Source organism: Bacillus sp. XF8, from assembly GCF_017498755.1.
GTDB classification, from domain to species: domain Bacteria; phylum Bacillota; class Bacilli; order Bacillales; family Bacillaceae_G; genus Bacillus_A; species Bacillus_A bingmayongensis.
In genome coordinates, this window is sequence record NZ_JAGDQK010000004.1 from 16,800 (window position 1) to 42,907 (window position 26,108).

A 26,108-nucleotide genomic window follows, 5' to 3' on the forward strand; every position below is an offset into this window, starting at 1 on the left:
GTTCTTTATTTTTCTGGGTTTAATTGACGAAGTTCTTGTTTAATTTCTGTTTTTGCTTTTGTCTTCTCATCAATTTCTTTAATAACACGCGCTGGTGTTCCTGCAACTACTGTATATGGTGGTACATCTTCTGTCACAATCGCTCCTGCTGCAACAACTGCACCTTTACCCACTGTAACTCCTTCTAGAACAACTACGTTCGCACCAATTACAACATCGTCTTCAACGATAACTGGTTTTGCAGAAGGTGGCTCAATTACACCTGCAAGTACAGCACCAGCACCAACGTGACAGTTTTTACCTACTGTAGCACGTCCGCCAAGCACTGCATTCATATCGATCATTGAACCTTCACCGATTACTGCACCGATATTAATTGTTGCATTCATCATAATAACTGCATTATCACCGATTTCAACATGGTCACGAATAATTGCACCTGGTTCAATACGAGCTTTAATGCCTTTTAAGTCAAGCATCGGAATAGCAGAATTGCGACGGTCGTTTTCAACAACGTAATCTGCAATATGCTTTTTATTTTCTTCAAGAATCGTCTTAATTTCAGACCATTCTCCAAATAAAACACCAGCTTTTTTATTTACAAATGCTTGCACTGTTTCAGGGAATATTACTTCTTTTAAATCCCCTTTTATGTATACCTTTACAGGAGTTTTCTTCTCACTTTTTTGAATAAACGAAATAATTTCGTTTGCATCCATCATTTTCATGCTTGTTGCCTCCTAAATCCATTTATAATGTTACTCTACCAAACGAAAGAGCGACTAGCAAGACAATAATCTTATTTTTCCATTTGAATTTCTTCTATAATATCTAAAAACGCTTGTACTTGTTTCAGTTGCCTTGCAGAATCACTTGTCAACAACCACGTTTCTCGAGTCAACTGAACAGGTGTTTTATATGTCTTTTCTCTTACTTCTTTTAAAACAGTAGAAGGCAACAGCGCATAACCAATTCCATTTAAAACGAGTTGCTTACATGTTTCAATTTGATCAACTACAATCGTTCGTTTAGGCGGATTAGAAAATAAACCATACCACCAATTCTGAATTTGTCCATAGTATGTCGAATCGCTTTTAAATTGTATAAACGGTCTGTTTGTATCTTTCAACATAGAAATATCTTTAATTTCTGTGTCAACTAAATACAGCTCATCCTCAAATAATTGCTCTTTATGCCCTTTATATTCTTGTTTCCCTCTTAATATCGCTACGTGGACATCCCCTTCATAAAAATGCTTTTGTACTTCACTACTCCATCCTGTAAATAGGGAAATTTTAACAAATGGATATTTTTGTACAAATCTTTTTAAAACAGGTGGTAACCAATATTGGCCAATCACAGATGCCACAGCTATCTTTAATGTTCCGTATGTTTCCGTACGATAAATTGCTAATTCACTTTTAATTGCCTCTTCTCTTTGCAACATATCTTTCGCGTAATTGGCCACTTTTTCCCCTTCTGGTGTAATTGTCAACCCTTTTTGAGAACGGATAAAAAATTTCATTCCCCATTGTTTTTCCATTGATTGTAAGCGTTGACTGAGCGCAGGCTGTGAAACGAATAAGCGCTCTGCAGCTTTTCTCATATTGGATTCCTGTGCTAAAACAACCATCATTTGAAAATCATCAATTTGCAACTTTCTCCCTCTTTCCTTATCTTACATGTAACCATCTAACCTCAATATATACGTTGCACAATTCTCTAACATGCAATATTTAATTTTTATTTTCAAGAAGCTTGGATGAATTGGCATTTCACTTAAGCTTTTATGCCTTTTACGTCGGTCCCTATATAAAGTGAAACTGTAATCAGCGGAGGGTTCTTCATCCTCCACTGATTATTAGCCCACACCAATCGAGCTTTCCCACCTATCTTCCTCGTTTCTCTCTTAAACTTGAGGTTTTGGGTCTTACTGCTCGCGAATAGCGGGATAAAATGAAAAAGAGACGCATGATAAAAAAGCGACTTCTCTTTTCATTCGAAGTCGCTTACCCTTCTTTATCGATTATACTGTCTTACTTTTTTATTCAGCAATTTTAAAATAGCACGCCTTGTTAAAATCCCTTCAAAGTACCCATCATTGTTTACAGCACAAATAAATGGATGATCAATTGTCATTTCTAACGCTTTAGCAAATGAATCTTCAAGTCCAAGGTTCGGAATGTCCTTTTTCATTACATGTTCAACTTTCATATCCTCAAGCTTTTCAAATTCAATGCGTTCTAATCCTAAAATACCATCCAAAATCATCGCAGTACTGATTAATCCATGCAATTTATACATAGGATCTAAAACCGGAATCGCAGAATATCCAGATTTTACAAGAACAAGTAAAGCATGTTCTAAGCTATTTCCGATTTGAACATGTGCAACTTTTTCTGATGAAATCATTAAATCTTTAACAAGAACTTGTTGAAACTCATCTTTCGGAATACTAATCATATTATATCCCCCACTTTTTCTCCCTTTTTTCCTGCTAACATGATCTCCAATAGACAATCCATACGTACCTTACTGTTCAAAGTTAATCATATCCACGCCTAAAAGTGTCACTTTATTTCCCAGTTCTATTCACATCTTATGATAGCGTTTTCATATTATTATTTTGTCCTTATTATATTCCAACAAAAATAATGATACACAGTCCATTTTACCATAGAACACAAAAAAAAGACTACCTTTCTGGTAGCGCTTAGTATCCTTCATTTTTCAATCGATTAAATAACCTTGCAATTCTTCTATATTGGGAAATATCAGTTTTTTTCAAACCACTTTCAATATCTGTAAGCTCAACAGCTAGGATCTCACTAGCATAGTTCTGACGAAATAAAATATCTAACAGCAAGCTTTTTTCTTCTTTTGTTAAAATAACTTCCTTCTGCATATACTCCTCTCCTTATTCTTTTTTTCTTACTATTTATTATATAAAATATTTGTTTAGTTTAATAGATGAAAAATTCAGTTTTTTTATTTTGTATAGCGATTTGCATAACTAAAAGCTGCATAAGCATCAGGTTTAATTTTTGCAGTTAGACCCATTGCCTTCACCTTCGTTGTCATATCCGAAATAAATTCTTTTGTTAACCCATCCTTTCCTATGTCTAAGTGAATTTCCATTACAAATCCAGCCCCTTCATGAGCATATGGGTGTAATAACTCCCATATGCGTCTTATATGCTCCGGTGTAAACAAATAGGCGATTTCTTGGCTAAACTGTGTTTCTAAATATATTTTTTCACGTAAAGTAGGTGGTTTTTTATGTACGGCTTTATGTTTCAAGCATCCCCATGCTCCTTTCCCAACACGATGAATGTGCACTGCCGTGATAAAACGGGTACCTTTTTGATGCGCTTGTGAATCTGTTCCAATAGATAGTCGATATAAATTGCGTGGATCCCTTTCAATAAAATTACAGATGCGTGAGAAAACTGTTTCAAAATCCATATGCCTCTCTGATACATTATAAAATCGATACTCACCGTCCACATAGTCACGTCCCTTCGATTAGACAGACTTTTGCATTCTCATTGTATGGGACAAAAGAGCAAAATATGACTTTATTATCCTTTACTTGTTTCTATATTTCGAATGGAATACTTACATGCTGGACAGGTATAAATTACATTCTGGTTAGACTGAGCCGTTAGTACATGATCAATTTCAAATGACATATGACATTTTGGACAAACAACAATTGGTAATCGTTCCACATTCCACATTCCTTTCCAACTTTTAATACCAGTGTAGGAAGAATAAAAAAATCTTATACATATAAAGTGAAACTTTAATGAGTGGGGGTTTTCTTCATCCCCACTCATTATTAGTCTTCACCAATCGGGCTTTTATAGACAGTTATCACCCATATATCTTCTTCACTTCCTTATACTCTTACTACCCGTTAATGAAGAATAAAGTTATTATTAAGATCACAAAAAAAGGTACCGCTTCTCACGGTACCTTTTTCGTATGTATCAAGAAATAATATCGTAAATCTCGATTGCAACCATATCAATGTTATCGAATTGATATACTTGTGGCTTTTCGCCTTGTTGATACACTTCTAACTCATACATTTCACTTTTATCAAAAAATTTCACGCTACATTTACGTTCACCGTTCACTTCAAAATAGCGTTGTGCTACTTCACCGCTTTCAGCTTGTTCTTGTAGACTAACAAGTCGAGTTAAAATTCCTTGGAGTAGAGACATGAAATCTCCCCTTTCTCTAATCTTCCTACCAATAGGTTTTACAGCTATACTCATTCTATCCGTCATAACAGAAAAAATGTTCCACACTCTAGGATAAAGCTTCTTGGCAAGAAACTCAACTAAAATTTGTCGAAAAAAGAAGTAAAAAGCAGAAAGAAAATCTTTCTCTTCCTTTATTGCGATTTTTAAAGCTGCAGAATATAATAAAAAGCAGAAAAAGAGGAGGATTTATGATGAAAAAAATTGAGGTTTATACACAACCAGATTGCCCACCATGTACCATTGTAAAAGAGTTTTTAAAGCACAATAACGTAACATACGAAGAATTTGATGTAAAAAAGGATGCTTCTGCTCGCAACCGTCTTTTATATGACTATAACTCATACTCAACTCCAACTGTTGTCATTGATGGAGAGGTTGTCTCTGGTTTTCAAATTGAAAAATTACAACAGTTACTAAACCTAGAACAGGAATAGGCAATGCGTCACCTATTCCTGTTCTTTCAACTCTTGTAATTTTTTTATTTCCGTCAAAAGTTGCTGACTCTCATGATAACCAGCTAACTTCCATTTCCCTTCCTCTTTTTGCAACGTAATAATTTGATATTGTTCATTTTTCATCCGTTCATATACATGTAAAATTCTATGCTCTTCGTCATATGCTAGTTTCGTTTGAGAAGTAAAAGAAAAAGGAGCTTCTTTTGTAGGAAGTAAATATTCACCACTTTGTTTATCACCATTGCTATTTTCATCCGTAAAAACTTGAAGAAAGTTATTTGTAAAATAAGGTGATAGTGCATCATACATTTTGCTCATCGATAAATGCTTCCCACGAATTGAAAATTGTGCCTCATATCCCTTTTGAATCGTTGTAAATACTTCTTTTCGATCCACCTTTATTTCTTCTTTACCAAGAACCGTTGTAACACTATACCCAACTAGAAAGGCAACACATAGAAATAGAACAAACCAAATTCCATATTTTCTCATTCTTTCACCTTCCTTTAACAGAGCTTGTCTTTGTAGTATTCATTGTAACAATGATTATGCAAAGAAAGGGATGGTTTCGTTCGTAAAATCTTTACAATGATAGACAGCATTTTTGCCGTCTTTCTCACTATTACCAATTTATGATAAAAAAAACAAAAAAATGCACGAATTGCTTCGTGCATTAAAATAAAACATCTTCTTCGTATAAAAATTCATAGGACAAATCAATAAATAAAAAATGTTCATCATCAATTGGAAAGGAAAATGTTCGTACCATTTCTCCTGTTTCTATATCTGCATATAAGTCAGAGAGCCTTGCTTTATTTTCGAATCTCATTTTCATTATATTTTCTAAAAAATATGGGCGCCAGCTCCAATTTTTCATATAATACTCTGGCATAACAATCCATTCACCATCTTTTTTCATAATGTTTCCCGATTGCTGAAAGCCATCTTCATTACAAATAAAGATTCGGAAACTATAATGCGATACATGTTGACTAAAATGTAATAACCAATCATTCACGTCTTCATTCTTTTTCTGCCTAGATAAAACATTCCCAACTTGATCACGCAATGTTTCCGTCAATTGATAAATTTTTTGTAGTTTTTTCTTTTCATGCTGAATAAATTGATGACATTCATTACCAAGACGTTCTTTTAAAATATCGGCTTCAATAAAGTCTGGTAAACACTCTTTCAAATAATTCCCTTGATAATACCTTCCGCCATTTTTCCAAGCATATTGCAACTGATAAAAAGCGTCAATTTCTTCATATAATAATGTCGCACCAATTCTTCTCGCTAATAATGACAAAGAATATAAAATATCTTGATAAGATTGTAAAAGTGCAGTTTGTCTTAAATTCGTTAAATCCACCTTTAAAATGTCAGGTGCCAGTACACTAATCCGTTCCAGATTACTCGTACCCGTTCCTACTTTATTAATTGAAATTTGAATACCATATGTACGGTAATACATAAGTAAATGATTAAATTGTTCTATATCTTCCTTACACTCGTGCTCTGTTATTTCTAAGACGATACACCCTAAATTCAATCCTTTTTTTTCATACATTAACAGCAAATGAAGTAAGCTTTCATCTTCATCATTCATTAATATGTTTGCATTACGATGTATAAACAATAAAAAATTTTGATTTGTTTCCAAGTAGCGTTCTAATGCTTTTTCTACTATGACATTATCCGCCTCTAGTTGAAATTCACCTGGAATGGAATCATCATGAAAAAAAGAAGAAAGACTTTGTATCCCTTCTTCCGTTTGGATACGTCCTACTACCTCATATCCAATTACTGTATGCTCATCAGCACTAAAAATAGCTTGATAATAAGGAAGGACTTTATCCAAATTACTCATCACATCTAATGCATCTACCAAAATGTTTCCCTCCCTTTACTTTTCAAAAAATTATAACACGGTATGTATAGAAAAATAATAAAAAATCCCTTCAGTTTTCCTGAAGGGATTAGAGGGGTAAAATGCTAAGGGGAATTAGCAATTCTACTATGAAGAAAAAAGAGGTCTTAAATATACCTTATAAAAAACCCATTGTAAACACTTTTCTTTCATATGTCACAAATCCGTCACATTTTACCTCACATTAACGGGCAGTAACCCCCACGTTTCACTTTATATAATCCCTTTTAAAACGGATACTGATGCAAATGCTGTCCACCATCCATGGTCATACATGTTCCATTTATATATGCAGCTTCATCGGAACATAAATAAAAAGCTAAGCCCGCAATTTCTTCTGGTGTACCAAGCCTGCCGAGCGGGACACTTTGTAATGTACGCTTGGCCATCTCTTCTGAAATCCATAATTTATCCGCACCGCCTGTTCGTTCGATTGGTCCAGGAGCAATTGCATTAACGCGAATGCCATATTTACGTCCCCACTCAACAGCAAGTGTTTTCGTCATTGCCAAAACACCAGCTTTCGCAGCTGCAGAATGAATGACACCAGGTCCTGCATCCCATGCATACGTCGCTACCATATTAATGATATTTCCTTTTATCCCTTTCTCAATCCAATACTTACCTACTGCTTGACTACAATAAAACGTTCCATTTAATACAATATTAATAACTGCATTCCAACCATTAACAGATAAATCTTCTGCAGGACAAATAAAATTCCCTGCTGCATTATTAATTAAAATATCAATACGCCCAAATTTTTCATCAATATATTCAATCATACGACTTATATCCTCAATATTTCGAACATCCATTTGTACTGTCAATACTTGCCCTGAAAATTGTTCAATCTCTTTTTTTGTTTCTTCAAGTTTTTCTTGCGTACGCCCCGTAATAACAACGCGTGCTCCTTCCTTCGCAAAACGAGCTGCCATCCCTTTTCCCATTCCACTTGAACCACCTGTTATAATAACTACTTTTTCTTTCAAATATATCCCCTCCCAAAAAAATGAATGCACATTCATTTTACCACTTTATTTAATAGAAATCTTTATATTTTTAAAGTTTTCTGATATCTTTATATACAATCACTCTTTTCACAATAATCATGCTCTTGACTCTAGACTATTCTACTAGATTGCACTTTTACCGTATAACAAGGTAAACCAACTCAAATATAATTCTTTAAGAAGAACTAAAAGGAAAGGAGAGCTGTTGCGGCCTACACCATATTCATATAATCCTTATGCTGCCTTTTTCATTATATAGGCCCACTCATATTCCTATGAAACAAATAACAAGAAGAAACTTTATAAAAAACGGAATACGCTCTTGTTTCTACACCTGTATTACGGCTAGTATCGGTTATTACTATGCAAAGTATATTGAACCGTACTGGCTTTCTTTGACACATCATACACTTCGTTCTTCACTCATTCCACCAAGCTTTCACGGTATGAAAATTGTTCAATTTAGTGATTTACATTTAGGATACTATTTTTCTCTCCAACACCTTTCTACAATCGTTTCAAAAATAAATAAGACTGCACCCGATATTGTTCTGTTTACTGGTGATTTAATCGATGACTACCAAACATATAGCGAAATTCCTTTTGTTTCTTCAATTTTACGAAACATCCGTGCATCCTTTGGTAAATTTGCAATCTACGGAAATCATGATCATGGTGGGTATGGAACCGAATACTATAGTCAAATTATGAGTGATGCGGGTTTTGAAGTATTACAAAATACCGAAAAACGTATTCGCTTATTAGATAATAGCGAGATTTCTATTTTTGGAATCGATGACATGCTTCTTGGCAAACCAGAAATCGACGTAACATTACAACATGTGCAGAAAGAGCTATATACGATTGTACTCGTACATGAGCCTGATATAGCACCTAAAATTGCTAACTTTCCAGTGAACCTCCAGCTTTCTGGACATAGTCATGGTGGACAAGTACAACTTCCCTTTTTAGGAGCAATCGTTACCCCAGCACTAGCAAAGCATTACATTGAGGGATTTTATCATATTCAAGAATTACTTCTTTATGTAAATCGCGGTCTTGGAAGGACACGTGTTCCATTTCGTTTTTTGTCCAGGCCTGAAATTACAGTATTTACCCTTCAGCACTTGTAACCTATAATTGCCTATTTTCTTATATATCCTTTCTTGTACTCGCTCATCCATGCTTTTTCACCATATGATAACAATGAGTCCAATAAAGGAGGTTTTTACGTGTACCCATATCCTCAGCCCTATCTAGTTCGTTCAGGACCCATTGGCCCAGTAAGTGACTCACGCTTCTTACCATTCTTCGGTGTTCCATTCTTAGCAGGACTTGCTGGCGGTCTACTTGGCGGGGCATTAGCATTTGGCCCTAGGCCACCATACTATCCTCCATACCCACCACCATATCCGCCAACTCAGTTTCCTTGTTACGGAGGTCCATGCCAGCCATATTATTATTAATATACAGTGAAACTTTAATCAGCGGTTCTTTTTTTCAGCCCTACTGATTATCAGTCCTTACCAATCAAGCTTTTATGGGCCGTTTATCTCCTACCTAACTTCTTTGCTTTCGCTGAACTTTGAGGTGAGAGTATGACTGCCCACGAATAGCGGGATAAACAAAAACTATGAAAAAAGCCTCTTATTTGCAAAAGGCTTTTTTCGTCGTATTCTCATAATCTTGGCTTACAAGTTATTAAACTTAAGTATTTGATATATATACCCATTTTGATTTGCTGACATATAAGTCGCTGCTACGAAGATCAAAAGGTGACATGTACTCGTTTTCTCTCATTATTTTAACTTGGCATGGGGCAAGAAAAGGATTGACGCTTCTATGTATAGCTGGATGCTCTCTCACACCTAAAAAGAAAGGTTTTAGGTTGGTTTTTCAATTTGTATTTATATAGACATTATTCCGCATCTGTATTTTGATAAGCCATCTTAAATAATTTCACTTGGCTATCAATCTCTTGTGAACCATTATTTATTATATAATAGTATTCACCATCTTTATTTTGTTCACGTGTTTTGACGTTATCCGCTAAAATAAGCTGCAAGATTGCTTTTATTCTTGCTTTCATTTCAAACCCTAAAATTGGAAATGAAATTTCCACCCGTTTTTCCATGTTCCTTGTCATCCAATCGGCTGAAGATAAGTACACTTTTTCATCCCCATTATGATGAAAATAATAAATACGGCTATGTTCTAAATAACGTCCAACAAGGCTAATCACACGAATATTTTCACTTACGTTTTTAATACCAGGCCGCAAGCAGCACGTTCCTCTAACAACAAGTTCTACTTTCACTCCAGCTTGCGATGCTTCATATAGTTTTTGAATTAACGGTTTATCTGTTAACGAGTTCATCTTTGCAATAATATGTCCATTTCCATATTGTTTATGATAACGAACCTCTTCATCGATTAATTCCATAAATTGATGACGTATATCAAACGGTGCTACCGACAAGTGATGAAAATGCGGCTTTGTTGTATAACCACTCAAATAATTAAAGAAATTTGTCGCATCTACCCCAAAATCTTTCCGGGATGTAATATAGCCAAAATCTGTATATAATTTTGCTGTCGCATCATTATAGTTTCCTGTTCCTAAATGTACAAATCTTTCGATTTTTCCGTGTTTTCTTCTTACAACCAGCGTAATTTTACTATGTGTTTTCAAATGACTTACACCATAAATAACATGGCAACCAGCTTGTTCAAGTTCCTTTGCCCAATGGACATTATTTTCCTCATCAAAACGTGCTTTTAATTCAACAAGTACTGTTACTTGTTTCCCCTTCTCAGCTGCAGTCTTTAATGCCTGAATAATCGGTGAATCCCCACTTACACGATATAATGTTTGTTTAATCGCTAGCACATTCGGATCATCCGCTGCATCACGTACAAAATCAACAACAGGTTGAAAAGATTCAAATGGATGATGTAATAAAATATCGTGCTCGACTGCTTTCTCAAATACATCTTCTTCATCATCTAAATCTTGAGGTGGCTGTGGAATAAGAGCTGGATAAACAAGGTGTTCATATAAAGGCGCTAATTTTTTATATAAGGAAAATAAACAAGTTAGGTCTAATGGCCCATCCATCATATATACATCTTCATCTTGCACTTCTAACACTTCATATAATAAAGCTAAAACTCTTTCATCAACATGCTCTTTTCCAATTTCTAAACGAACAGCCGCTCCCCATTTACGTTTTTTCAACTCTTTTTCAATTACTTTTAATAAATCACGTGCACCCTCTTCGTGTATTGTCAAATCCGCATTACGCGTTATACGAAAGCGGGTAACTGACGATACTTTATATCCTGTAAATAATTTATGAGTAAAACTACTAATTACATCTTCTAATAAAATAAATTTATGTTTTTGGTCTTCACTTGGTAAAAAAATAAAACGTTCGAGCAATGAGGGCACTTGAACAATACCAAGTTTTGTTCTGTTCTCTTCCTCTACCTGTTTTTCATCATATAAAATCGTAGCTAAGTTTAAACTTTTATTTAGAAGCATTGGAAACGGACGATATGCATCGATTGCTACAGGTGTTAAAACTGGGAAAATTTGCTCATCAAAATATTCTTCAATAAATTCACGTTGTTCTTTCGTTAAATCTTGAAATGTTAACGGCTCGATACCTTCCATTTCAAGCGCTGGCAACACAGTATTTTTAAACGTATTATACTGAACCGTCATCAATTCATGAGCTTTCGTAGCAATTTTATTTAGCTGCTGTTTCGGTGTTAAGCCAGCTTTATTTTCTGGTTGATTAAAGCCCGCTTTTACTTGATCTTTTAATCCCGCAACACGCACCATAAAAAACTCATCCAAATTCGAACTAAAAATACTAATAAACTTTAATCTTTCTAAAAGTGGATTACTTTGATCTTGCGCCTCTTGTAACACACGTTCATTAAAAGCAAGCCAACTTAACTCGCGGTTATTATAGTAAGCAGTATCATTTAAATTCACAGGATTCTCCTTCATCAATTCCATTTCCCTTCACACTTCCCTTTGAAACTTTTTCAATATAATTTAGTTACATTTATTGTAGCAAATTCCAATTTATTTCAGTGTAAATTTTTCGTAAAGACATCCGTACAACTTAACATTTCCCGCCAAATACTAGATTAATGTTCATCTTCAATACTTTTTCAAGTTGTTTTTTTTGCTTTTCAGCCTGTACTTTTTCTGCTAAAGCCGATTGTCCACACTCGATATGAAAGACAAGCTCCTCTTTATTTTTCTTCACTTGAATCGTTTCAATCAGTTCCCTTTGCCTCACATTTAAAGCCGCAGAAAATTGTAAAATCGCTCCTAACAAACGAATCTTTTTTTGTTCACTTTTATCAAACCATCCTTCAAATGGCTCCAAATGCTGTTTAAATAACATTTTCGACTTATAGGATGCGATAAGCGCAAGCTTAATACGCTCTTTATGCATCATACCGTCAATTGTTTTATTCGCCAATAAATAGAATGTATGTAGACGACTTGCTTCTGCATCTATGTATTTCCCAATATTAAACACTTTGGCAGCTTGATAAAATATACCCCAATCTTTTTCTGAAAAAGAAATAATTTCAGACTCTTCAAGTTGTGTACAAATTAACGTTCCTTGCTTGATAAGTTGAATAACAAATTTCATATCCATTTCATATTCATAGGATAATAAGTGTAAACTCTCCTCTATCACATTTGGATAATAAGAAACCCCTAAGTTTTTTGTAAGTTCCTCATAGAAAACACCTTCTCGTAATCCTTTCCTGCTTAATACAAAGGACGGAGCTTGTATTATATTTGTTAACATATAAAATACTTCTACCGCTGGAATAATTGTATCAGCCCGATCTTTTGCTAACCCATCTAACTTCTGTAATTCTGCAAAAGAAAGACTTTCTAATTCCTTTTTTACATCCCCTATATCCGCTTCCTCCATTTTATATAAATGTAAACCTGCTATCGGATAAGAAATTATATTTTGATGAATTTTCACCATATTCCGAGCACTCCCACCTATCGCAATAAGAGGTAACTTTTTTTCCTTTAACCAAGGTAACGTTTCAAATTGATACCATAAATATCTTCTTAATTCTTCTAATTCTTCTGCAGTCGGTGTCTCATGATGAATAAATTGTTGTTTTAAAGAAAGTGCTCCAAAAGGAAAGCTATAATATTCTACAATTTCTCGATCCCGAAAATATGTAACCTCTGTACTCCCCCCACCAATGTCGACAGTAATTCCTTCAGTAAAAGAAGTTGAATTCATCACAGCTAAGTAACCGTAGCGTGCTTCTTCATATTCAGATAAAATCCTAAGTACAAAATCAGTTTTTCCTTCTACAAGCTTTTTTATTTCTTCTTGATTCTTTGCTTGTCTAATTGTTGCTGTCGCAACGCAAAGCACATTATGTAATCCGTGAAACCTTGTACTTTCTTGAAATTGAAGTAATGTTTGCAAGAGTATATTCATTCCTTCTTCTATTAGCACACCATCTATTAGATAATTTCTTAACCGTGCAACAACCTTTGTATTTTCGACTTCCTTATAAAAACCTCCATTTCGTTTTTCATAAATCACCAATCGCATCGTGTTTGAACCAATATCAATAATGGCATATTGCTGTTTCAATATATCTTTCACACTTCTCACTCTTTCATTATCAAATTTCTAGAAAACATTCCTATCACTATTATACAAAATAGTTGTTTTTGGTAACAATATTGCTTTAATATTGAAAATATATACAATCATTTTTTGTATATAATAAAAACTACTTTTGTTTATGCTATAATATTGAAAAACTAGAAAGGGGTCCCACTATGAAACCTTCACAACCACAGTCTCAGTCACACAAACATCATTCTATTGATCGATTGGCTCAATCTATTTTCATTGTGAACCGACATGCCAAAGCTGCTACAAATCCTAAATATTTATACTGGTTGAAAAAAATTGCTTTAGAACGTTTAATTAGTGAAAAAAAAGCAATAAAAGAAGGATTACATTTCTCTAGGAATCCGCGTTTTAGTCAGCAACAATCAGATGTTCTCGTTCGATTAGGTGACTATTTTTTCCATATCCCTCCTACAAAAGATGATTTCAGTACTCTCCCGCATCTCGGTAGCCTTGAATCTTCCTATAGAAACCCCAAAACAACTCTTTCCTTGGCAGTAGCAAAAAAAACGCTTCAAGATTATATTGGACCAGAAGCACTAAAACAAGAAAAGAAATTAAGCGAACCGATTCCTTGGTATCGTCGTACGTACACAAAGAAATAAAGCAGGCTTGGCCATAACGGCCAACCTGCTTTATTTCTTCTCTTCTTTTATTTTAATGTTCGCTTGTTTATAAAATGCTACTTTTTCTGTATTATATGATTTTGTATATTCATTGAACTTATCTTTTTCAGCATCAATATCTTTATAAGATTGGTTCACCGTTTTTACTTTATCACTAATATCTTTTAATTTTGCCCCTGTATCTTGAAGCATTGTAAATAATTCTTTTTCTAACTTTAATGATTTACTATAGTTATCATACATCTTCTTAAAAGACTCATGTCGTTTTTCGTAAGTATTCTTTACTTTGTCTGCTTGTTCTTTTAGCTTACCATTTTCGATTTTTTTCACATATTTATCAACTGATTTTACTTCTTCTTGCGCTTTGTTCAATGCTTCTTTTTCTTTATCAATTACTTTTCCACGTTCTGCTGTATTTTTCATTGCTTGATCTAATTTTTCTTTCACGGCTTGATTATTATCTTTTCCTTCTTGTACAATTTGACTGTATAATGTTTGACCTTCTTTTTCTAATGCCTCTAATTTTTTCGCGTCTTCAAACATTGGTTTTTCTTGCTTCGCAGCATTTTCAAATGCTACATATAATTCCTCTTCTGGTTTTGGTCCAAAACAACCAGCTAATAATGTCATAGATAAAGCTGCTACAATTGCTATTTTATTATATTTCAACTTCTTTTCCTCCTACTTATATACGATCATCATGCCAAAAATTTAATGGAAAATGAGCAGATTCTTCATATACTTCAAACTCATACCCTTTTTTACGAAGATCATCAATAATTGTTTGCAATGCTTGTACAGTTTGTTTTTTTTCATGCATTAAAATGACTTCACGTTCTTGTTTAGCACCTGAAATGACATTTTGTACTACACCATTCGGATTCCCTGGCAATTTCCAATCTAAAGAATCAATAGTCCAGTCCCATTCTTTCATATTTACTGTTGCCATTTGGTCCCTTAGTGCTTGATTAAGTCCCGGCATACTTCCATACGGGCAACGAACAAGCTTTGGTTCAACCCCTGTAACATCTTTCACAATTTTCTGTGCTTGTTTCATCTCTTCTACAAACTGTCCCTGTTTATAAAGTTTGGCATAGTCATGTGTCATACTATGAACACCTGGATAATGCCCTTCCTTTACTAAACGTTTCACACTCTCTGTATGAGATGGGATATTTCCGCCAATCATGAAAAATGTTCCTTTTATTTCATTTTTCTTTAAGATATCTAAAATTTCTTTTTGAAATTCACTCGGTCCATCATCAAAAGTTAAGTATGCAACTTTACGTACTTCCCCATTAAATTTCACCGGTGCTTTTTTATCCAATCCAACTTTTTCCTGTTCACTAACAAGCTGGATTGGGTTTTCCTGAGTGGCTACAGCTCTTGCAGGTGATGTAAAGGATTGAAATATGAAAAACCCCGCCGCGATAGCACTAATTGCAATAGCAATTATAACTATCCGCCTGATCAAAGGCGATCGTCGGCTCCTCACGTCTATCATTCTACCATTCCCTTTCTCTCTTTCTATCAATCTTTTCTTGTCCATTTTACACAGTGTAAAGGCTTACTTGCAACAACTTACAAATATTCTTTTTTTTTCCTTAAAAAGAAAAGTGTAGAGATTGTTTCCTCTACACTTTTTAAATGAAAACCATTGTGCAAAATGTATTGACACATCCATCACAATTATATGATGTTTAAATCTATTTTTAAAGACTTTTGTTACAAAACACCATTTTTTTGTAACAAAAGAGAAAAATTTGTTACGAAAAGCATTATTTATATTCCATAACAATAATATTTTTCTGCAAAATAAAAAATGGACGTTATCATCGGCCATTTCTACTTATAGCTTGTATTCATTTTCTTTTCTATTTCATATATATAGTATATATTCATTACCGAAAGGAGAAGAAGATGTTACCAAAAGAAAACATTTCAGACATCATTCGTTTTTTAGCCGGATTTCTCTTATCATTAAAACTATTATTTGAATCATTCGGGCTTTCTTTTATTACAAATGACCAAATTGATGCAATCATAAATGTTGCTTCTTTCTTATTTATTTTATACTTCGGATATAAAAATAACTATGTAGGAAAAAAAGGCCTGGAACAAAAAGAATTACTAAAGAAGCATAACCTTCATTAAAAAAGGAACCCATGTCCGGGTTCCTTTTTATTGTATCAACATTGCTTCTTTTGTTTGTAATGGTCCATATAATCGGCCCTTCTGCCGGAATGTATATGTAGCACGTAATGAAATACTAGGCTGGATTTGTATACGTGATGCTTTCACCTGGCAGGTTAATTGAGTCTTTTCACCTGATAGTAATTCATCAATACGCCACCTTACAAGTTGAAATAAAAACTCTCCCGTTCCTTTATTCGTTTGTAATGTATTAGGGATATATGCAAAATGATCACGAATCATATGACTAACGATTACGTGAGAAACCTCTTCGCTTCCTATATTTTCAACTTCTAATTGAATAATAAGAATTTCATGTTCATCATAAACAACTTTTTGTGAAAAACACTTCTCTTTTTGACTGCGAATTTGTAATGTTACTGCTACATTTGGATTAGATTGTTTGCTCGTAACTTCTTTAGAACCACCTTCCATCCACATAACAGGCTGTAAAGACAAAGGGAACACTTCTTTATCTAGACTTATTTCCCACATTTTCACAATAACAATTCACCTCATTCCAGATGTTATTATCTGTACAAATTTATTCTGCTCTCTTCAATAATAAAACACCCTTCTCCAATTCGTTCCCTTTAAAACGCCCTCCTATTTTATCCCAATAAAAAATATACGTCTTCAACATTTTTATCTTTCTTCTTTATCTTATTCGACAACGCGATTAAAAAACCATTTTAAATAGCCATACACCATGTCATTTACTAACTTCTTTTTTCTTCAATATTAAAAAATCTAAAGTGTAACTTTAATAAGTGGAGATCATACTACCCGCGAATAGCGGGATAAAGTAAAAAATTTGCCTTTTAGTCAAATTTGACTATAATATGATTTATACTTTCTATTCTTTATGGCACTAAAACACCATCTTCTCTTATAAAAGAAACAGTGAAATCATAGTCGTACATAAAGACATACTGAAGCACAAACTACTAATAGGATTTTCCTAAAGAGCAGTTAATCTTATATAAAAGGAGGACTATGTTTGCAAGAACAAACATCTCAAAACAATGTAAATAAAACAAAATTTGTTGTTGCTGGATTATTACTCGGTATTTTAATGGCAGCAATGGATAATACAATCGTTGCCACTGCCATGGCGACAATTGTCGGAGACCTAGGAGGATTTGATAAATTTGTTTGGGTCACATCAGCTTATATGGTAGCAACGATGGCAGGAATGCCGATTTTCGGAAAGCTTTCTGATATGTATGGTCGTAAACGTTTTTATATCGGTGGGTTACTTCTCTTCTTATTCGGCTCTATTCTTTGCGGTACAGCGACAAGCATTGAACAGCTAAGTATTTACAGAGCAATTCAAGGGATTGGTGGCGGTGCTCTCATGCCAATTGCCTTCACAATCATGTATGATATATTCCCACCAGAAAAACGAGGGAAAATGACGGGACTATTTGGAGCAGTTTTTGGAACGTCAAGCGTATTCGGTCCTTTATTAGGCGCTTATATTACTGATTATATAAGTTGGCACTGGGTCTTTTATATCAATATTCCATTAGGTCTTATTTCCTTCTTCTTCATTTCCAAGTACTACAAAGAGTCTCTACAATATAGAAAACAAAAAATCGATTGGGCCGGTGCCATTACACTTGTAATAAGCATTGTTTGCTTAATGTTTGCACTAGAACTTGGCGGTAAAGAGTATGCATGGAATTCCAATATGATTCTTGGCTTATTTGCTATTTTTGCTATTATGCTTATTATCTTCTTCTTCGTAGAACGACGAGCAACAGATCCAATTATTTCTTTCCATCTATTTAAAAAGCGTTTATTCGCAGCAAGTCAAGGTGTTGCCTTTTTCTATGGAGCAGCTTTTATTATTTGCACTGTTTATATTCCAATCTTTGTCCAAGGCGTTCTCGGTGGTTCTGCATCAAATGCCGGATTAATTTTAACACCGATGATGGTCGGTTCTGTAATTGGAAGTCAAACAGGTGGACAATTTGCTTCGCGAACGAGTTATCGTAACATTATGATTGTGTCTGGTATTTTCTTTGTACTTGGTATCTATTTACTCAGCACTTTAACGATGGAAACACCACGCGCACTCGTAACGCTCTTTATGGTTCTTGCTGGACTTGGAGTCGGCTTCTCTTTCTCTGTTTTAAGCATGTCTTCCATTCACAATCTAGAAATGAGAGACCGAGGTTCTGCTACATCCACAAACTCATTTTTCCGTTCTCTTGGCATGACTCTTGGTGTAACAATTTTTGGGACTATTCAAAACCATATTTTCACTGATAAATTAAAAGCTATTTTCCCTTCAGAGTTGGCAAAAATGGCACCAAAAAGCGGGGATACGAGCTTTTTATTATCACCACATGCTACTGAAAAAATTCCACCTCAAATATTGGATGGAATTAAACAAGCACTTGCGGCATCTATTGCTGATACATTTTTCTGGGCACTTATCCCAGCTATCCTAAGTATCATCTGTATTATACTGATGGGTAAAGAACGTCTCTTAACTGGAACAACGAAAAAACAGAAACAAGTAAGTTAATACATGCCAAAACGAAACGGTATATCTCTTTATCGAAAGAGATATACCGTTTATAATATGTATAAAGTTTATATTACAGGAGTTGAGACAGCGTGAGTATGAAACTAGTCATTCTCGGCTTATTACTCGAAGGAGATAAACATCCATATGAAGTGCAACATACAATAAAAGAGCGACAAATGGATTGTTATATTAAATATGCAAAAGGTTCCCTCTACTACGCTTTTGAACAATTAGAAAAGCAAGGGGCAATTGCGGTTACAAGTGTAGTACGAGATACAAATCGACCAGATAAGACTATTTTCCATATAACTGAAACTGGAAAAAATCTTTTCCAGACTCTTTTATTGAAGCAATTTGAAGCTAAAAATCAAATATATAAACCAATCTATTCGGCTCTTTCCTTTGCTCATTTTGGTGATGAGAAAGCTATTATTCCTATTTTGGAAAAAAAAAGAGATGACACAATTCAATATTTACATACGATGCAATCGATATACGACCATAGTAAAGCAACCATCCCCCGTGCACAACTGTATATTTTAAAAAGCGTTATTGAACATATCACCGTTGAATTACGTTGGTTAAACGAACTACATAAGGATGCAAGTGCTGGATGTCTTTCCGAAATCGGAATGGATATACAGTGAAACTTCTATGCTTGGACGCTTTCTTCCCACTGCCCGTAAGAATTCTCATTAATCAAGTTCTTACGAGCAGTTTTTCTCTATTTTTGTTCTTATCCTCTTTCTAATAAAGTGAAACTTTATTCAGTGGGGGGTTTTCTTCATCCCCCACCGATTATTAGCCCTCACCAATCGGGCTTTTACGGGCAGCCCGTCCCCTACCTAACTTCTTTACTCTTTGTGAATTTTGAAGTGGGGGTCTTACTGCCCGCGAATAGCGGGATAAATACTTGCGATCAATAACCATTTGTCTTCTTGTTTTCTTTTAACACTCACATTTTCTCTTTGTTCTTGCATGTAAGTTAATCATGAAAAATACCATTCTTAATAATTTGATTTTTTTAAATAATAAGAATTAAAAACTTACAAATATTCTTATTTCAAAACAGTAGACAAAATTTAAAAAATTGTGTTAAAATTTGTTTCAATATCATATTTGCTTGTTAAATTCCTTTCAAAAGGAAAATAGGTATACGAAATTTCCTATTTCGTGTTTAAAAGGGAAGTTTGGTGAAAATCCAACGCGGTCCCGCCACTGTATGTGCAGAGACTTCTTTCCTATACCACTGTGAAAACGGGAAGGTGAAAGAAATCACATGAAGCATTAGCCAGGAGACCTGCCTATTTTAACAACACTGATAGACTCACGGATGATGATTAGGTGTTATGAACGAGGAGAGAGGGCTATTTTCTGTACCTTTTTACTTTTCGTTACATGCATTTCCGAGTAAACGGAAATGCTTACTTTCAATTAGGGAGGAAATTTAAATGGCAATTCAAACAAGTAATTTAGGGTATCCACGAATTGGATTACACCGAGAATGGAAAAAATCACTGGAAGCTTTTTGGGCAAATAAAATTAATGAAGAGCAATTTTTAACAAACATGAAAGAAATTCGTCTTCAGCATGTGAAGGCACAACAAGAAAAAGGAATTGACTTAATTCCTATTGGCGATTTTACATATTATGATCATGTACTAGATACTGCTTACATGCTCGGCTTTATTCCATCACGTTTTTCTGAGTTTTCTTCTTATCTTGATGTCTATTTTGCGATGGCACGTGGCTCCAAAGATCACGTCGCTTCCGAAATGACGAAGTGGTTTAATACAAATTATCATTATATTGTTCCTGAATACGAAGAAGGATTAACAATCTCTTTAAAAGACAATCGTCCACTTCGTTTATATGAAGAAGCAAAACAAGAATTAGGTGTCGATGGAAAACCTGTTATATTAGGGCCTTATACATTCTTAAAATTAGCAAAAGGATATAAAGAAGATCAATTCGCAACAATCCTACAACAACTAGTTGCACCTTATGTACAACTATTAACTGAATTACATGAAGCTGGCGCACGCTTCGTACAAATTGATGAACCAATCTTTGCATCTTTAACAAAAGCAGAAATTGCAGAAGCTAAAGAACTTTATGAAACAATTCGTAAAGAAGTACCACATGTATCTCTAATTCTACAAACTTATTTTGATAGCGTAGAAGAAAACTATGAAGAGTTTATTACATTTCCTGTATCCGGCATTGGATTGGACTTTGTTCACGGTAAAGAAGGCAATGTAAAAGCTATTTTAGAGCACGGTTTCCCAACAGACAAAATTTTAGCTGTCGGTTGTATAGATGGCCGTAACATTTGGAGAGCTGATCTTGATGAGGTTCTTTCTTTATTTAAAACATTACAAGACCGTGTTACACCGAAAGATTGGATTGTTCAACCTTCTTGTAGTTTACTACACACTCCAATTGACAAAACTGAAGAAACACATTTAGCAAAAGAACTATTTGATGCTCTTGCATTTGCAAACCAAAAATTAGAAGAACTTACGCTAATTAAACGTGCACTTTCTGAAGGTGTAGAAAGTGTTAGTACGGAATTAGCTACTTATCGCACTGCTCATGAAGCTATACGTTCTTCAGCTGCACGTAATCGTGAAGATGTGAAAGCAGCACGGGCAACTCTTAAAGAAGAAGACTTTTCTCGTCCTCTTCCATTCGAACAACGTTATGCACTGCAACAAGAAGCATTACAATTACCGCTACTTCCAACAACGACAATCGGTAGCTTCCCACAAACTACTGAAGTTCGTCAAACGCGTAAACAATGGCGAAGCGGTGATATTACAAACGAACAATATGAACAATTTATCGAAAAAGAAACTGAGAAATGGATTCGCCATCAAGAAAATATTGGTCTTGATGTACTTGTACATGGTGAATTTGAAAGAACAGATATGGTGGAATACTTTGGTGAACGACTTGCTGGTTTCTCTTTCACTAAGAATGGTTGGGTACAATCGTACGGTTCCCGTTGTGTAAAACCACCTGTAATCTATGGGGATGTTGCCTTTATTAATGGGATGACAATTAAAGAAACTGCATATGCACAGAGCCTTACAGATAAAATTGTAAAAGGTATGTTAACAGGTCCTGTGACAATTCTAAACTGGTCATTCGTTCGAAATGATATTTCACGAAAAGAAGTTTCTTATCAAATTGCATTGGCACTTCGCCATGAGATCGAATTACTTGAATCTTCCGGTATCCGTGTTATTCAAGTCGATGAACCGGCGCTTCGAGAAGGGATGCCACTAAAAGAAAAAGATTGGGACGCATATATTACATGGGCTGTTCAGTCATTCCTTTTAGCAACTTCTTCTGTAGCGAATGAAACACAAATTCATACACATATGTGCTACAGCAACTTTGAAGATATTGTTGATGCGATTCGTGCATTAGATGCTGATGTTATTTCTATCGAAACATCAAGAAGCCATGGTGAATTCATTCATACACTAGAACATACAACATATGAAAAAGGAATTGGTTTAGGAGTTTATGATATTCATAGTCCTCGTGTTCCAAGCAAAGATGAAATGTATACAATTGTAGAACAATCCTTAAAAGTATGTGATCCAAAATACTTCTGGATTAACCCGGATTGTGGTTTAAAAACAAGAAAAACAGAAGAAGTTATACCTGCTTTAGAGCACATGGTCCAAGCTGCTAAAGAGGCTCGCTCTCTTCTAAAAACAAAGGCTTAATTAAAATAGGGTGTCCTTCCAAAGGATATCCTATTTTCCATCTATATATCTTTCAACTAGCTTTCTTCTCATTTTGCACAGGTGATGCCATATAGAAATGATAAAAGACCCAAGCGGCATTTACGAGCAGTTAATACGGGATAAAAATAAAATGAAAGCCAAAATAAAAAGCCACATTGGTGGCTTTTTCATTTTTTCTCTTCAAAAAACAGTTCATACCGGACTCTGTACAGCCCATCATCTGTCGGTTCTTCAAGCGGGGTTGCTTGCATCACTAACACATATTCACCTTGCGGAATAGGAATATGTAATTTACTTGAAAGAATGCTGCTTATAAAAACACCCTCATTGCCTACCGTAAACGGTGTTAATATCGTTCCTATTGTATCTTCTTTCTCAGTGTGCTTCCCAACCGTTGCTTTGATTTCACACGTATAATCAGAAATCGCCTCAAAAATAATTACACCTTCTGCTTCGGCATAGCCTCTCTCAAAATCTTCATTCGTCCAGTCTACATAAGGCTGTTCCCCATCATAATTCATTACGATTAATTGTGAATAGGAAATTGTTAATTCCACAAGCACCATCCCCTTCTACTATTGACTTTAAGCAGATTTCCTTATGTTCACCTACTACTTCACCACAAATTTCACACGTGTACCATTTGGATACTTATCTAACTTATTCCCAACCCATGAACCTGCACCTCTATTATCGGCTGGGCTAATATATTCAATATGTGCCCCTTTTCCACCCTCTTTACACATTGCCATTGGCCATTCATCACGATCATACCCTTTTTTTGCTGGATATGGAGCTAGAGACAACTTTCTTCTATCAGCTGCACCACTTCGATCAATCGTACACACTTTAGAATGTCCTTCTTTCATCGCATCTGCAATATGTTTCCCTGTTTCAGGATAACGTTCTTTTGGAAATTCTAGAACTTGATCATATGTAACTTCTTTCTTGCTCTTTGGTTCTGCTGGTGTAAATGCTTCATAAACAGCAACCAAAATAGAAAGAATCGCAATAATCGAAATAATAATGCCTTTTAATTGTTTCATATATGTACCTCCGCTTTTGACCCAATTTCTTTTCCTAAGCTATTATTATAACAAACTTCCTTGATATATGTTTTCAGACATTATTTTATCCCTTCCTCTTCCTTACGCCAAAAACATTCATTTTCATGCAATTTTTCGCTAATCATGTAGAAAACTTCTAGGCTTCCGACATTCTTTTTTAAAGGAAGTCCAAATAAAAGATGGAATTTGTATATACGATACTTTTTGGGGAGGAAATGTTATGGAGGCGACATATAAAACGAAGGATGTTACAAATAAAACAGGAATCCCGAAACACATAGTTCGAAAATATAGTCAACTTTTAGAAGAACATGGTTATATGATTGCAAAAACCGCTGACGCTCGTATATATAAAATGGATGATTTGAAACTTTTAAAATCAATTCATGAACGAGCAGCCACACTGCAAGAAGATATTACAGAAACAATCCCGATCATTTTAAGAGAAAGAGAGAATCCACCTGTACCAATTTTAAAACAACATCAAGAAGCACACCCGAAAGAAGAGGGCCGAAACTTTGAAGAATTTATGTTAAAACTTGAGATGCTCGCACAATTAAATGAAGCAATTATTCATCAAAACTCAACCCTAATTACACAAAACCGCTTAAAAGATGAAAAACTAGATGAATTAATGCAACAAGTCTATGTAAAAGAAGGAACACAGGAAGAAATGCTGCAAGAGCTTATTAATCACGCTGCTCAAACAGATGCCCTGCAAAAAGAAAAAATGGACTTATTGATGAATCATATGTATAAGCGTGAATCAAAACAAGAAGAAAAAATGAACAAGCTTGTCAATCACGTTTACAATAAAGACAACAATCGAGATGCACAGCTTATGCAAGTCATTCGTGAAATTCAAGAAACAAAACGACTAATCGCTGCCTCAAGGGACCAAAGTTTATTTCAATCATTTAAAAACTTATTTGTTCGAGTCAAACCAGAAAAAACAAATGAATAAAGTAAAACCTTCATCGTTAACTTTCCATCAGCCAAGGTAGAAGCTTTACAAGCCTTTCATTTTCACGTATATAAATCTATTTTAGTTTCTCGACATATAAGTCGCTCACGCAAAGAAGAAAAGGTAACCGCTACTTGTTTTCTCTTTCCGTTTTTACTTGGCATGGGGCAGAAAAAGGCTCTGACCGCTTCTATGCATGGCTGGATCCTCTCTCCCAACTAAAAAGAAGGGGTTTATGCCGTTTTATTAACTTGAATTTATATAGATAAATAAAAAAGTTACCTTCTATCGGTAACTTTTATTCCTTATTTCTAATTGCTGGTAATGTAATAATTGCTTCTGTTCCTTTTCCACTCTCACTTTTATATTCCAGCGTACCATTATGTGCTTGTAAAATACTAAAGGTAACCATTAGCCCTAGACCTGTTCCTTTTTCTTTTAATGAATAATACGGTTGTCCAAGCCTTGCTAACTGTTCTTTCGTCATTCCAACACCACTATCTTTTACTCGTACTATAATCACATCATCTTTTTGAATGGCGGTTACTTTTAAATACCCTTTATTTTCTTGAATCGCTTCAATTCCATTTTTAACGATATTCATAATTGCTTGCTTTAACTTTGTCTTATCGCCAATCGTATAAAGGTTCTCAGAAATTTCCACTTGTAAATAAACACCTTGCATAGCTGCAAATGAAGACATTAAAGTAGTCATTTCTATGAGCTGTGCCGATAAACATATATGTTCTTTTTTTTCGATTTGCGGCCTAGCTAAATTTAAATAATCCGAAATAATTTGTTCGGCCCGATCAAGCTCAGCTAGTACAAGACGCATATAATCTTTATTCTTCATATCTTCTGTACTCTCTAATAGCTGAATAAAACCCCGAACAACTGTGAGGGGATTTCGCACCTCATGCGCTACACTTGCCGCTAGCTCGCTTACAATGTTTAGCTTTTCAGACTTTTGCATTTCTGTACGTAACAATGCATTTTCATTTAAATACTCTGTTAAATACACTTGAAATACCATTGTCATAACCATAATAAGCGAAGCAAATATGTATCCACTATATAAATGTGACATAGGCGGTGTAAAACCAACTCCTAGCAAAACACCAAACATATTAAACACTATGCAGACAAACACGTATATAGATGAAATCATGAACGACAAAATGAGTTTCTTATCCCTTGGAAAAACGGACCACTTTTTTGATAACAATAACGGAATGATTGCAAGAAATAAAACTTCTATTACCCGAAACCAAGTTAAACCATTCAAAAACCATTCGTATATAATAAAAATACATGCTGGAATGATACCTGCAATCCCACCATACAAAAAAGCACTAATAATTGGGATTTGATGAAAATTATAATCACAAACATCGCCAAAACAAATTGGATACATCATAGAGAGAACAAGCGTAATACTAGATAAAAACATAATAAAGTAGCGATTGGGCTTTGGAAGCATATCTTGATAACGGTTTAGACGAATCGCTTCATATAAAAACAGTGGCAAAATAATGATAGCAACTTGTATCATTAAGTCACGGATTAGCTCCATAGCCTCTC

Annotated in this window: 27 protein-coding genes and 1 riboswitch; of the genes, 9 read left to right on the top strand and 18 right to left on the bottom strand. The window is 34.7% G+C overall.

Annotation, left to right across the window (positions count from 1 at the left end; all coding sequences use genetic code 11):
• Positions 1 to 5: 5 nt before the first annotated feature.
• From dapD to J4P91_RS04280, 7 genes are all read right to left on the bottom strand, one after another.
• On the bottom strand, positions 6 to 728 hold the full coding sequence (gene dapD, locus J4P91_RS04250; RefSeq protein WP_017151111.1) for a 2,3,4,5-tetrahydropyridine-2,6-dicarboxylate N-acetyltransferase: 723 nt from the start codon (positions 726 to 728) through the stop codon (positions 6 to 8).
• A 71-nt stretch (positions 729 to 799) separates the two neighbouring features.
• Entirely contained in the window at positions 800 to 1,657 is an 858-nt protein-coding gene (locus J4P91_RS04255) for a transcriptional regulator CcpC (protein WP_017151110.1), read from the bottom strand.
• A 362-nt stretch (positions 1,658 to 2,019) separates the two neighbouring features.
• A complete protein-coding gene (gene cbpB, locus J4P91_RS04260; protein WP_017151109.1) occupies positions 2,020 to 2,463 on the bottom strand; it encodes a cyclic-di-AMP-binding protein CbpB in 444 nt (147 codons plus the stop codon).
• A gap of 250 nt (positions 2,464 to 2,713) precedes the next feature.
• A complete protein-coding gene (gene abbA, locus J4P91_RS04265) occupies positions 2,714 to 2,905 on the bottom strand; it encodes an antirepressor AbbA (protein ID WP_207993056.1) in 192 nt (63 codons plus the stop codon).
• A gap of 83 nt (positions 2,906 to 2,988) precedes the next feature.
• Positions 2,989 to 3,507 carry a ribonuclease H-like YkuK family protein gene (locus J4P91_RS04270; protein ID WP_017151107.1) on the bottom strand — a complete coding sequence of 173 codons (519 nt, stop codon included), beginning with the start codon at positions 3,505 to 3,507 and terminating at the stop codon, positions 2,989 to 2,991.
• Between the two features lie 74 nt (positions 3,508 to 3,581).
• Positions 3,582 to 3,731 (bottom strand): hypothetical protein, encoded by a 150-nt coding sequence (locus tag J4P91_RS04275; RefSeq protein WP_042511459.1) that lies wholly within the window; start codon positions 3,729 to 3,731, stop codon positions 3,582 to 3,584.
• A 261-nt stretch (positions 3,732 to 3,992) separates the two neighbouring features.
• Positions 3,993 to 4,229, bottom strand: coding sequence for a YkuJ family protein (locus J4P91_RS04280; protein ID WP_000055151.1), 237 nt, complete (start codon positions 4,227 to 4,229; stop codon positions 3,993 to 3,995).
• Between the two features lie 233 nt (positions 4,230 to 4,462).
• Between J4P91_RS04280 and J4P91_RS04285 the strand changes: the two genes are divergently transcribed.
• Positions 4,463 to 4,705, top strand: coding sequence for a glutaredoxin family protein (locus J4P91_RS04285; protein ID WP_017151106.1), 243 nt, complete (start codon positions 4,463 to 4,465; stop codon positions 4,703 to 4,705).
• Between the two features lie 12 nt (positions 4,706 to 4,717).
• On the opposite strand, the gene J4P91_RS04290 is transcribed toward J4P91_RS04285, so the two are convergent.
• From J4P91_RS04290 to fadH, 3 genes are all read right to left on the bottom strand, one after another.
• A complete protein-coding gene (locus tag J4P91_RS04290; protein ID WP_017151105.1) occupies positions 4,718 to 5,218 on the bottom strand; it encodes a DUF3993 domain-containing protein in 501 nt (166 codons plus the stop codon).
• Between the two features lie 181 nt (positions 5,219 to 5,399).
• Positions 5,400 to 6,617, bottom strand: coding sequence for an EAL domain-containing protein (locus J4P91_RS04295; protein WP_017151104.1), 1,218 nt, complete (start codon positions 6,615 to 6,617; stop codon positions 5,400 to 5,402).
• Positions 6,618 to 6,883: 266 nt separating this feature from the next.
• Positions 6,884 to 7,648, bottom strand: coding sequence for a 2,4-dienoyl-CoA reductase (gene fadH, locus J4P91_RS04300; protein ID WP_017151103.1), 765 nt, complete (start codon positions 7,646 to 7,648; stop codon positions 6,884 to 6,886).
• A 296-nt stretch (positions 7,649 to 7,944) separates the two neighbouring features.
• Here fadH and J4P91_RS04305 point away from each other — a divergent pair, with 296 nt between their 5' ends.
• Together J4P91_RS04305 and J4P91_RS04310 are read left to right on the top strand one after the other, a co-directional pair.
• Positions 7,945 to 8,802 carry a metallophosphoesterase gene (locus J4P91_RS04305; protein ID WP_207993057.1) on the top strand — a complete coding sequence of 286 codons (858 nt, stop codon included), beginning with the start codon at positions 7,945 to 7,947 and terminating at the stop codon, positions 8,800 to 8,802.
• A gap of 99 nt (positions 8,803 to 8,901) precedes the next feature.
• A complete protein-coding gene (locus J4P91_RS04310) occupies positions 8,902 to 9,135 on the top strand; it encodes a hypothetical protein (RefSeq protein ID WP_017151101.1) in 234 nt (77 codons plus the stop codon).
• A 452-nt stretch (positions 9,136 to 9,587) separates the two neighbouring features.
• Here the strand turns inward: J4P91_RS04310 and J4P91_RS04315 are convergent, their stop codons facing one another.
• Together J4P91_RS04315 and J4P91_RS04320 are read right to left on the bottom strand one after the other, a co-directional pair.
• Positions 9,588 to 11,696 (bottom strand): RNA degradosome polyphosphate kinase, encoded by a 2,109-nt coding sequence (locus J4P91_RS04315; protein ID WP_207993058.1) that lies wholly within the window; start codon positions 11,694 to 11,696, stop codon positions 9,588 to 9,590.
• Between the two features lie 109 nt (positions 11,697 to 11,805).
• A complete protein-coding gene (locus J4P91_RS04320; protein ID WP_017151098.1) occupies positions 11,806 to 13,344 on the bottom strand; it encodes a Ppx/GppA family phosphatase in 1,539 nt (512 codons plus the stop codon).
• A 179-nt stretch (positions 13,345 to 13,523) separates the two neighbouring features.
• Between J4P91_RS04320 and J4P91_RS04325 the strand changes: the two genes are divergently transcribed.
• On the top strand, positions 13,524 to 13,982 hold the full coding sequence (locus J4P91_RS04325) for a YkyB family protein (protein ID WP_017151097.1): 459 nt from the start codon (positions 13,524 to 13,526) through the stop codon (positions 13,980 to 13,982).
• Positions 13,983 to 14,012: 30 nt separating this feature from the next.
• Here the strand turns inward: J4P91_RS04325 and J4P91_RS04330 are convergent, their stop codons facing one another.
• Positions 14,013 to 14,633: a YkyA family protein gene (locus J4P91_RS04330; protein ID WP_207993157.1), complete on the bottom strand. Its 621-nt coding sequence runs from the start codon at positions 14,631 to 14,633 to the stop codon at positions 14,013 to 14,015.
• Positions 14,634 to 14,688: 55 nt separating this feature from the next.
• A complete protein-coding gene (locus J4P91_RS04335) occupies positions 14,689 to 15,507 on the bottom strand; it encodes a peptidoglycan-N-acetylglucosamine deacetylase (RefSeq protein WP_026049162.1) in 819 nt (272 codons plus the stop codon).
• 416 nt (positions 15,508 to 15,923) lie between these two features.
• Between J4P91_RS04335 and J4P91_RS04340 the strand changes: the two genes are divergently transcribed.
• A complete protein-coding gene (locus J4P91_RS04340) occupies positions 15,924 to 16,157 on the top strand; it encodes a phage holin (RefSeq protein ID WP_017151094.1) in 234 nt (77 codons plus the stop codon).
• Between the two features lie 27 nt (positions 16,158 to 16,184).
• Here J4P91_RS04340 and J4P91_RS04345 read toward each other — a convergent pair whose 3' ends face one another.
• Entirely contained in the window at positions 16,185 to 16,697 is a 513-nt protein-coding gene (locus tag J4P91_RS04345) for a hypothetical protein (RefSeq protein WP_207993059.1), read from the bottom strand.
• 499 nt (positions 16,698 to 17,196) lie between these two features.
• On the opposite strand from J4P91_RS04345, the gene J4P91_RS04350 reads away from it, so the two are divergent.
• The 3 genes from J4P91_RS04350 (at position 17,197) to metE (ending at position 22,475) form a co-directional block, all read left to right on the top strand.
• Positions 17,197 to 18,732 (top strand): MDR family MFS transporter, encoded by a 1,536-nt coding sequence (locus J4P91_RS04350; RefSeq protein WP_017151091.1) that lies wholly within the window; start codon positions 17,197 to 17,199, stop codon positions 18,730 to 18,732.
• Between the two features lie 92 nt (positions 18,733 to 18,824).
• The gene (locus tag J4P91_RS04355; RefSeq protein WP_207993060.1) at positions 18,825 to 19,382 is read left to right on the top strand and encodes a PadR family transcriptional regulator; all 558 of its coding nucleotides are present in this window, start codon (positions 18,825 to 18,827) and stop codon (positions 19,380 to 19,382) included.
• Positions 19,383 to 19,868: 486 nt separating this feature from the next.
• Positions 19,869 to 20,057, top strand: a riboswitch (cobalamin riboswitch).
• Between the two features lie 129 nt (positions 20,058 to 20,186).
• Positions 20,187 to 22,475, top strand: coding sequence for a 5-methyltetrahydropteroyltriglutamate--homocysteine S-methyltransferase (metE, locus tag J4P91_RS04360; RefSeq protein ID WP_207993061.1), 2,289 nt, complete (start codon positions 20,187 to 20,189; stop codon positions 22,473 to 22,475).
• A 188-nt stretch (positions 22,476 to 22,663) separates the two neighbouring features.
• Here metE and comJ read toward each other — a convergent pair whose 3' ends face one another.
• Both comJ and nucA read right to left on the bottom strand, forming a co-directional pair.
• Complete coding sequence (gene comJ / locus J4P91_RS04365) at positions 22,664 to 23,053, bottom strand: competence protein ComJ (protein WP_017151086.1); 390 nt, start codon at positions 23,051 to 23,053, stop codon at positions 22,664 to 22,666.
• A 54-nt stretch (positions 23,054 to 23,107) separates the two neighbouring features.
• Entirely contained in the window at positions 23,108 to 23,542 is a 435-nt protein-coding gene (gene nucA, locus J4P91_RS04370) for a DNA-entry nuclease (protein ID WP_017151085.1), read from the bottom strand.
• A 241-nt stretch (positions 23,543 to 23,783) separates the two neighbouring features.
• Between nucA and J4P91_RS04375 the strand changes: the two genes are divergently transcribed.
• The gene (locus tag J4P91_RS04375; protein ID WP_017151084.1) at positions 23,784 to 24,527 is read left to right on the top strand and encodes a DUF3967 domain-containing protein; all 744 of its coding nucleotides are present in this window, start codon (positions 23,784 to 23,786) and stop codon (positions 24,525 to 24,527) included.
• A gap of 298 nt (positions 24,528 to 24,825) precedes the next feature.
• On the opposite strand, the gene J4P91_RS04380 is transcribed toward J4P91_RS04375, so the two are convergent.
• Positions 24,826 to 26,100 carry a sensor histidine kinase gene (locus J4P91_RS04380; protein WP_207993062.1) on the bottom strand — a complete coding sequence of 425 codons (1,275 nt, stop codon included), beginning with the start codon at positions 26,098 to 26,100 and terminating at the stop codon, positions 24,826 to 24,828.
• Positions 26,101 to 26,108: the final 8 nt, after the last annotated feature.

Bases quoted from the DNA above. Each gene is read 5' to 3' on its own strand.
- dapD (WP_017151111.1), bottom strand. From the start codon at position 728: ATGAAAATGATGGATGCAAACGAAATTATTTCGTTTATTCAAAAAAGT.
- cbpB (WP_017151109.1), bottom strand. From the start codon at position 2,463: ATGATTAGTATTCCGAAAGATGAGTTTCAACAAGTTCTTGTTAAAGAT.
- abbA (WP_207993056.1), bottom strand. From the start codon at position 2,905: ATGCAGAAGGAAGTTATTTTAACAAAAGAAGAAAAAAGCTTGCTGTTA.
- J4P91_RS04280 (WP_000055151.1), bottom strand. From the start codon at position 4,229: ATGTCTCTACTCCAAGGAATTTTAACTCGACTTGTTAGTCTACAAGAA.
- J4P91_RS04285 (WP_017151106.1), top strand. From the start codon at position 4,463: ATGAAAAAAATTGAGGTTTATACACAACCAGATTGCCCACCATGTACC.
- J4P91_RS04290 (WP_017151105.1), bottom strand. From the start codon at position 5,218: ATGAGAAAATATGGAATTTGGTTTGTTCTATTTCTATGTGTTGCCTTT.
- J4P91_RS04305 (WP_207993057.1), top strand. From the start codon at position 7,945: ATGAAACAAATAACAAGAAGAAACTTTATAAAAAACGGAATACGCTCT.
- J4P91_RS04315 (WP_207993058.1), bottom strand. From the start codon at position 11,696: ATGGAATTGATGAAGGAGAATCCTGTGAATTTAAATGATACTGCTTAC.
- J4P91_RS04325 (WP_017151097.1), top strand. From the start codon at position 13,524: ATGAAACCTTCACAACCACAGTCTCAGTCACACAAACATCATTCTATT.
- J4P91_RS04330 (WP_207993157.1), bottom strand. From the start codon at position 14,633: ATGACATTATTAGCTGGTTGTTTTGGACCAAAACCAGAAGAGGAATTA.
- J4P91_RS04335 (WP_026049162.1), bottom strand. From the start codon at position 15,507: ATGATAGACGTGAGGAGCCGACGATCGCCTTTGATCAGGCGGATAGTT.
- J4P91_RS04340 (WP_017151094.1), top strand. From the start codon at position 15,924: ATGTTACCAAAAGAAAACATTTCAGACATCATTCGTTTTTTAGCCGGA.
- metE (WP_207993061.1), top strand. From the start codon at position 20,187: ATGGCAATTCAAACAAGTAATTTAGGGTATCCACGAATTGGATTACAC.
- nucA (WP_017151085.1), bottom strand. From the start codon at position 23,542: ATGAAACAATTAAAAGGCATTATTATTTCGATTATTGCGATTCTTTCT.
- J4P91_RS04375 (WP_017151084.1), top strand. From the start codon at position 23,784: ATGGAGGCGACATATAAAACGAAGGATGTTACAAATAAAACAGGAATC.
- J4P91_RS04380 (WP_207993062.1), bottom strand. From the start codon at position 26,100: ATGGAGCTAATCCGTGACTTAATGATACAAGTTGCTATCATTATTTTG.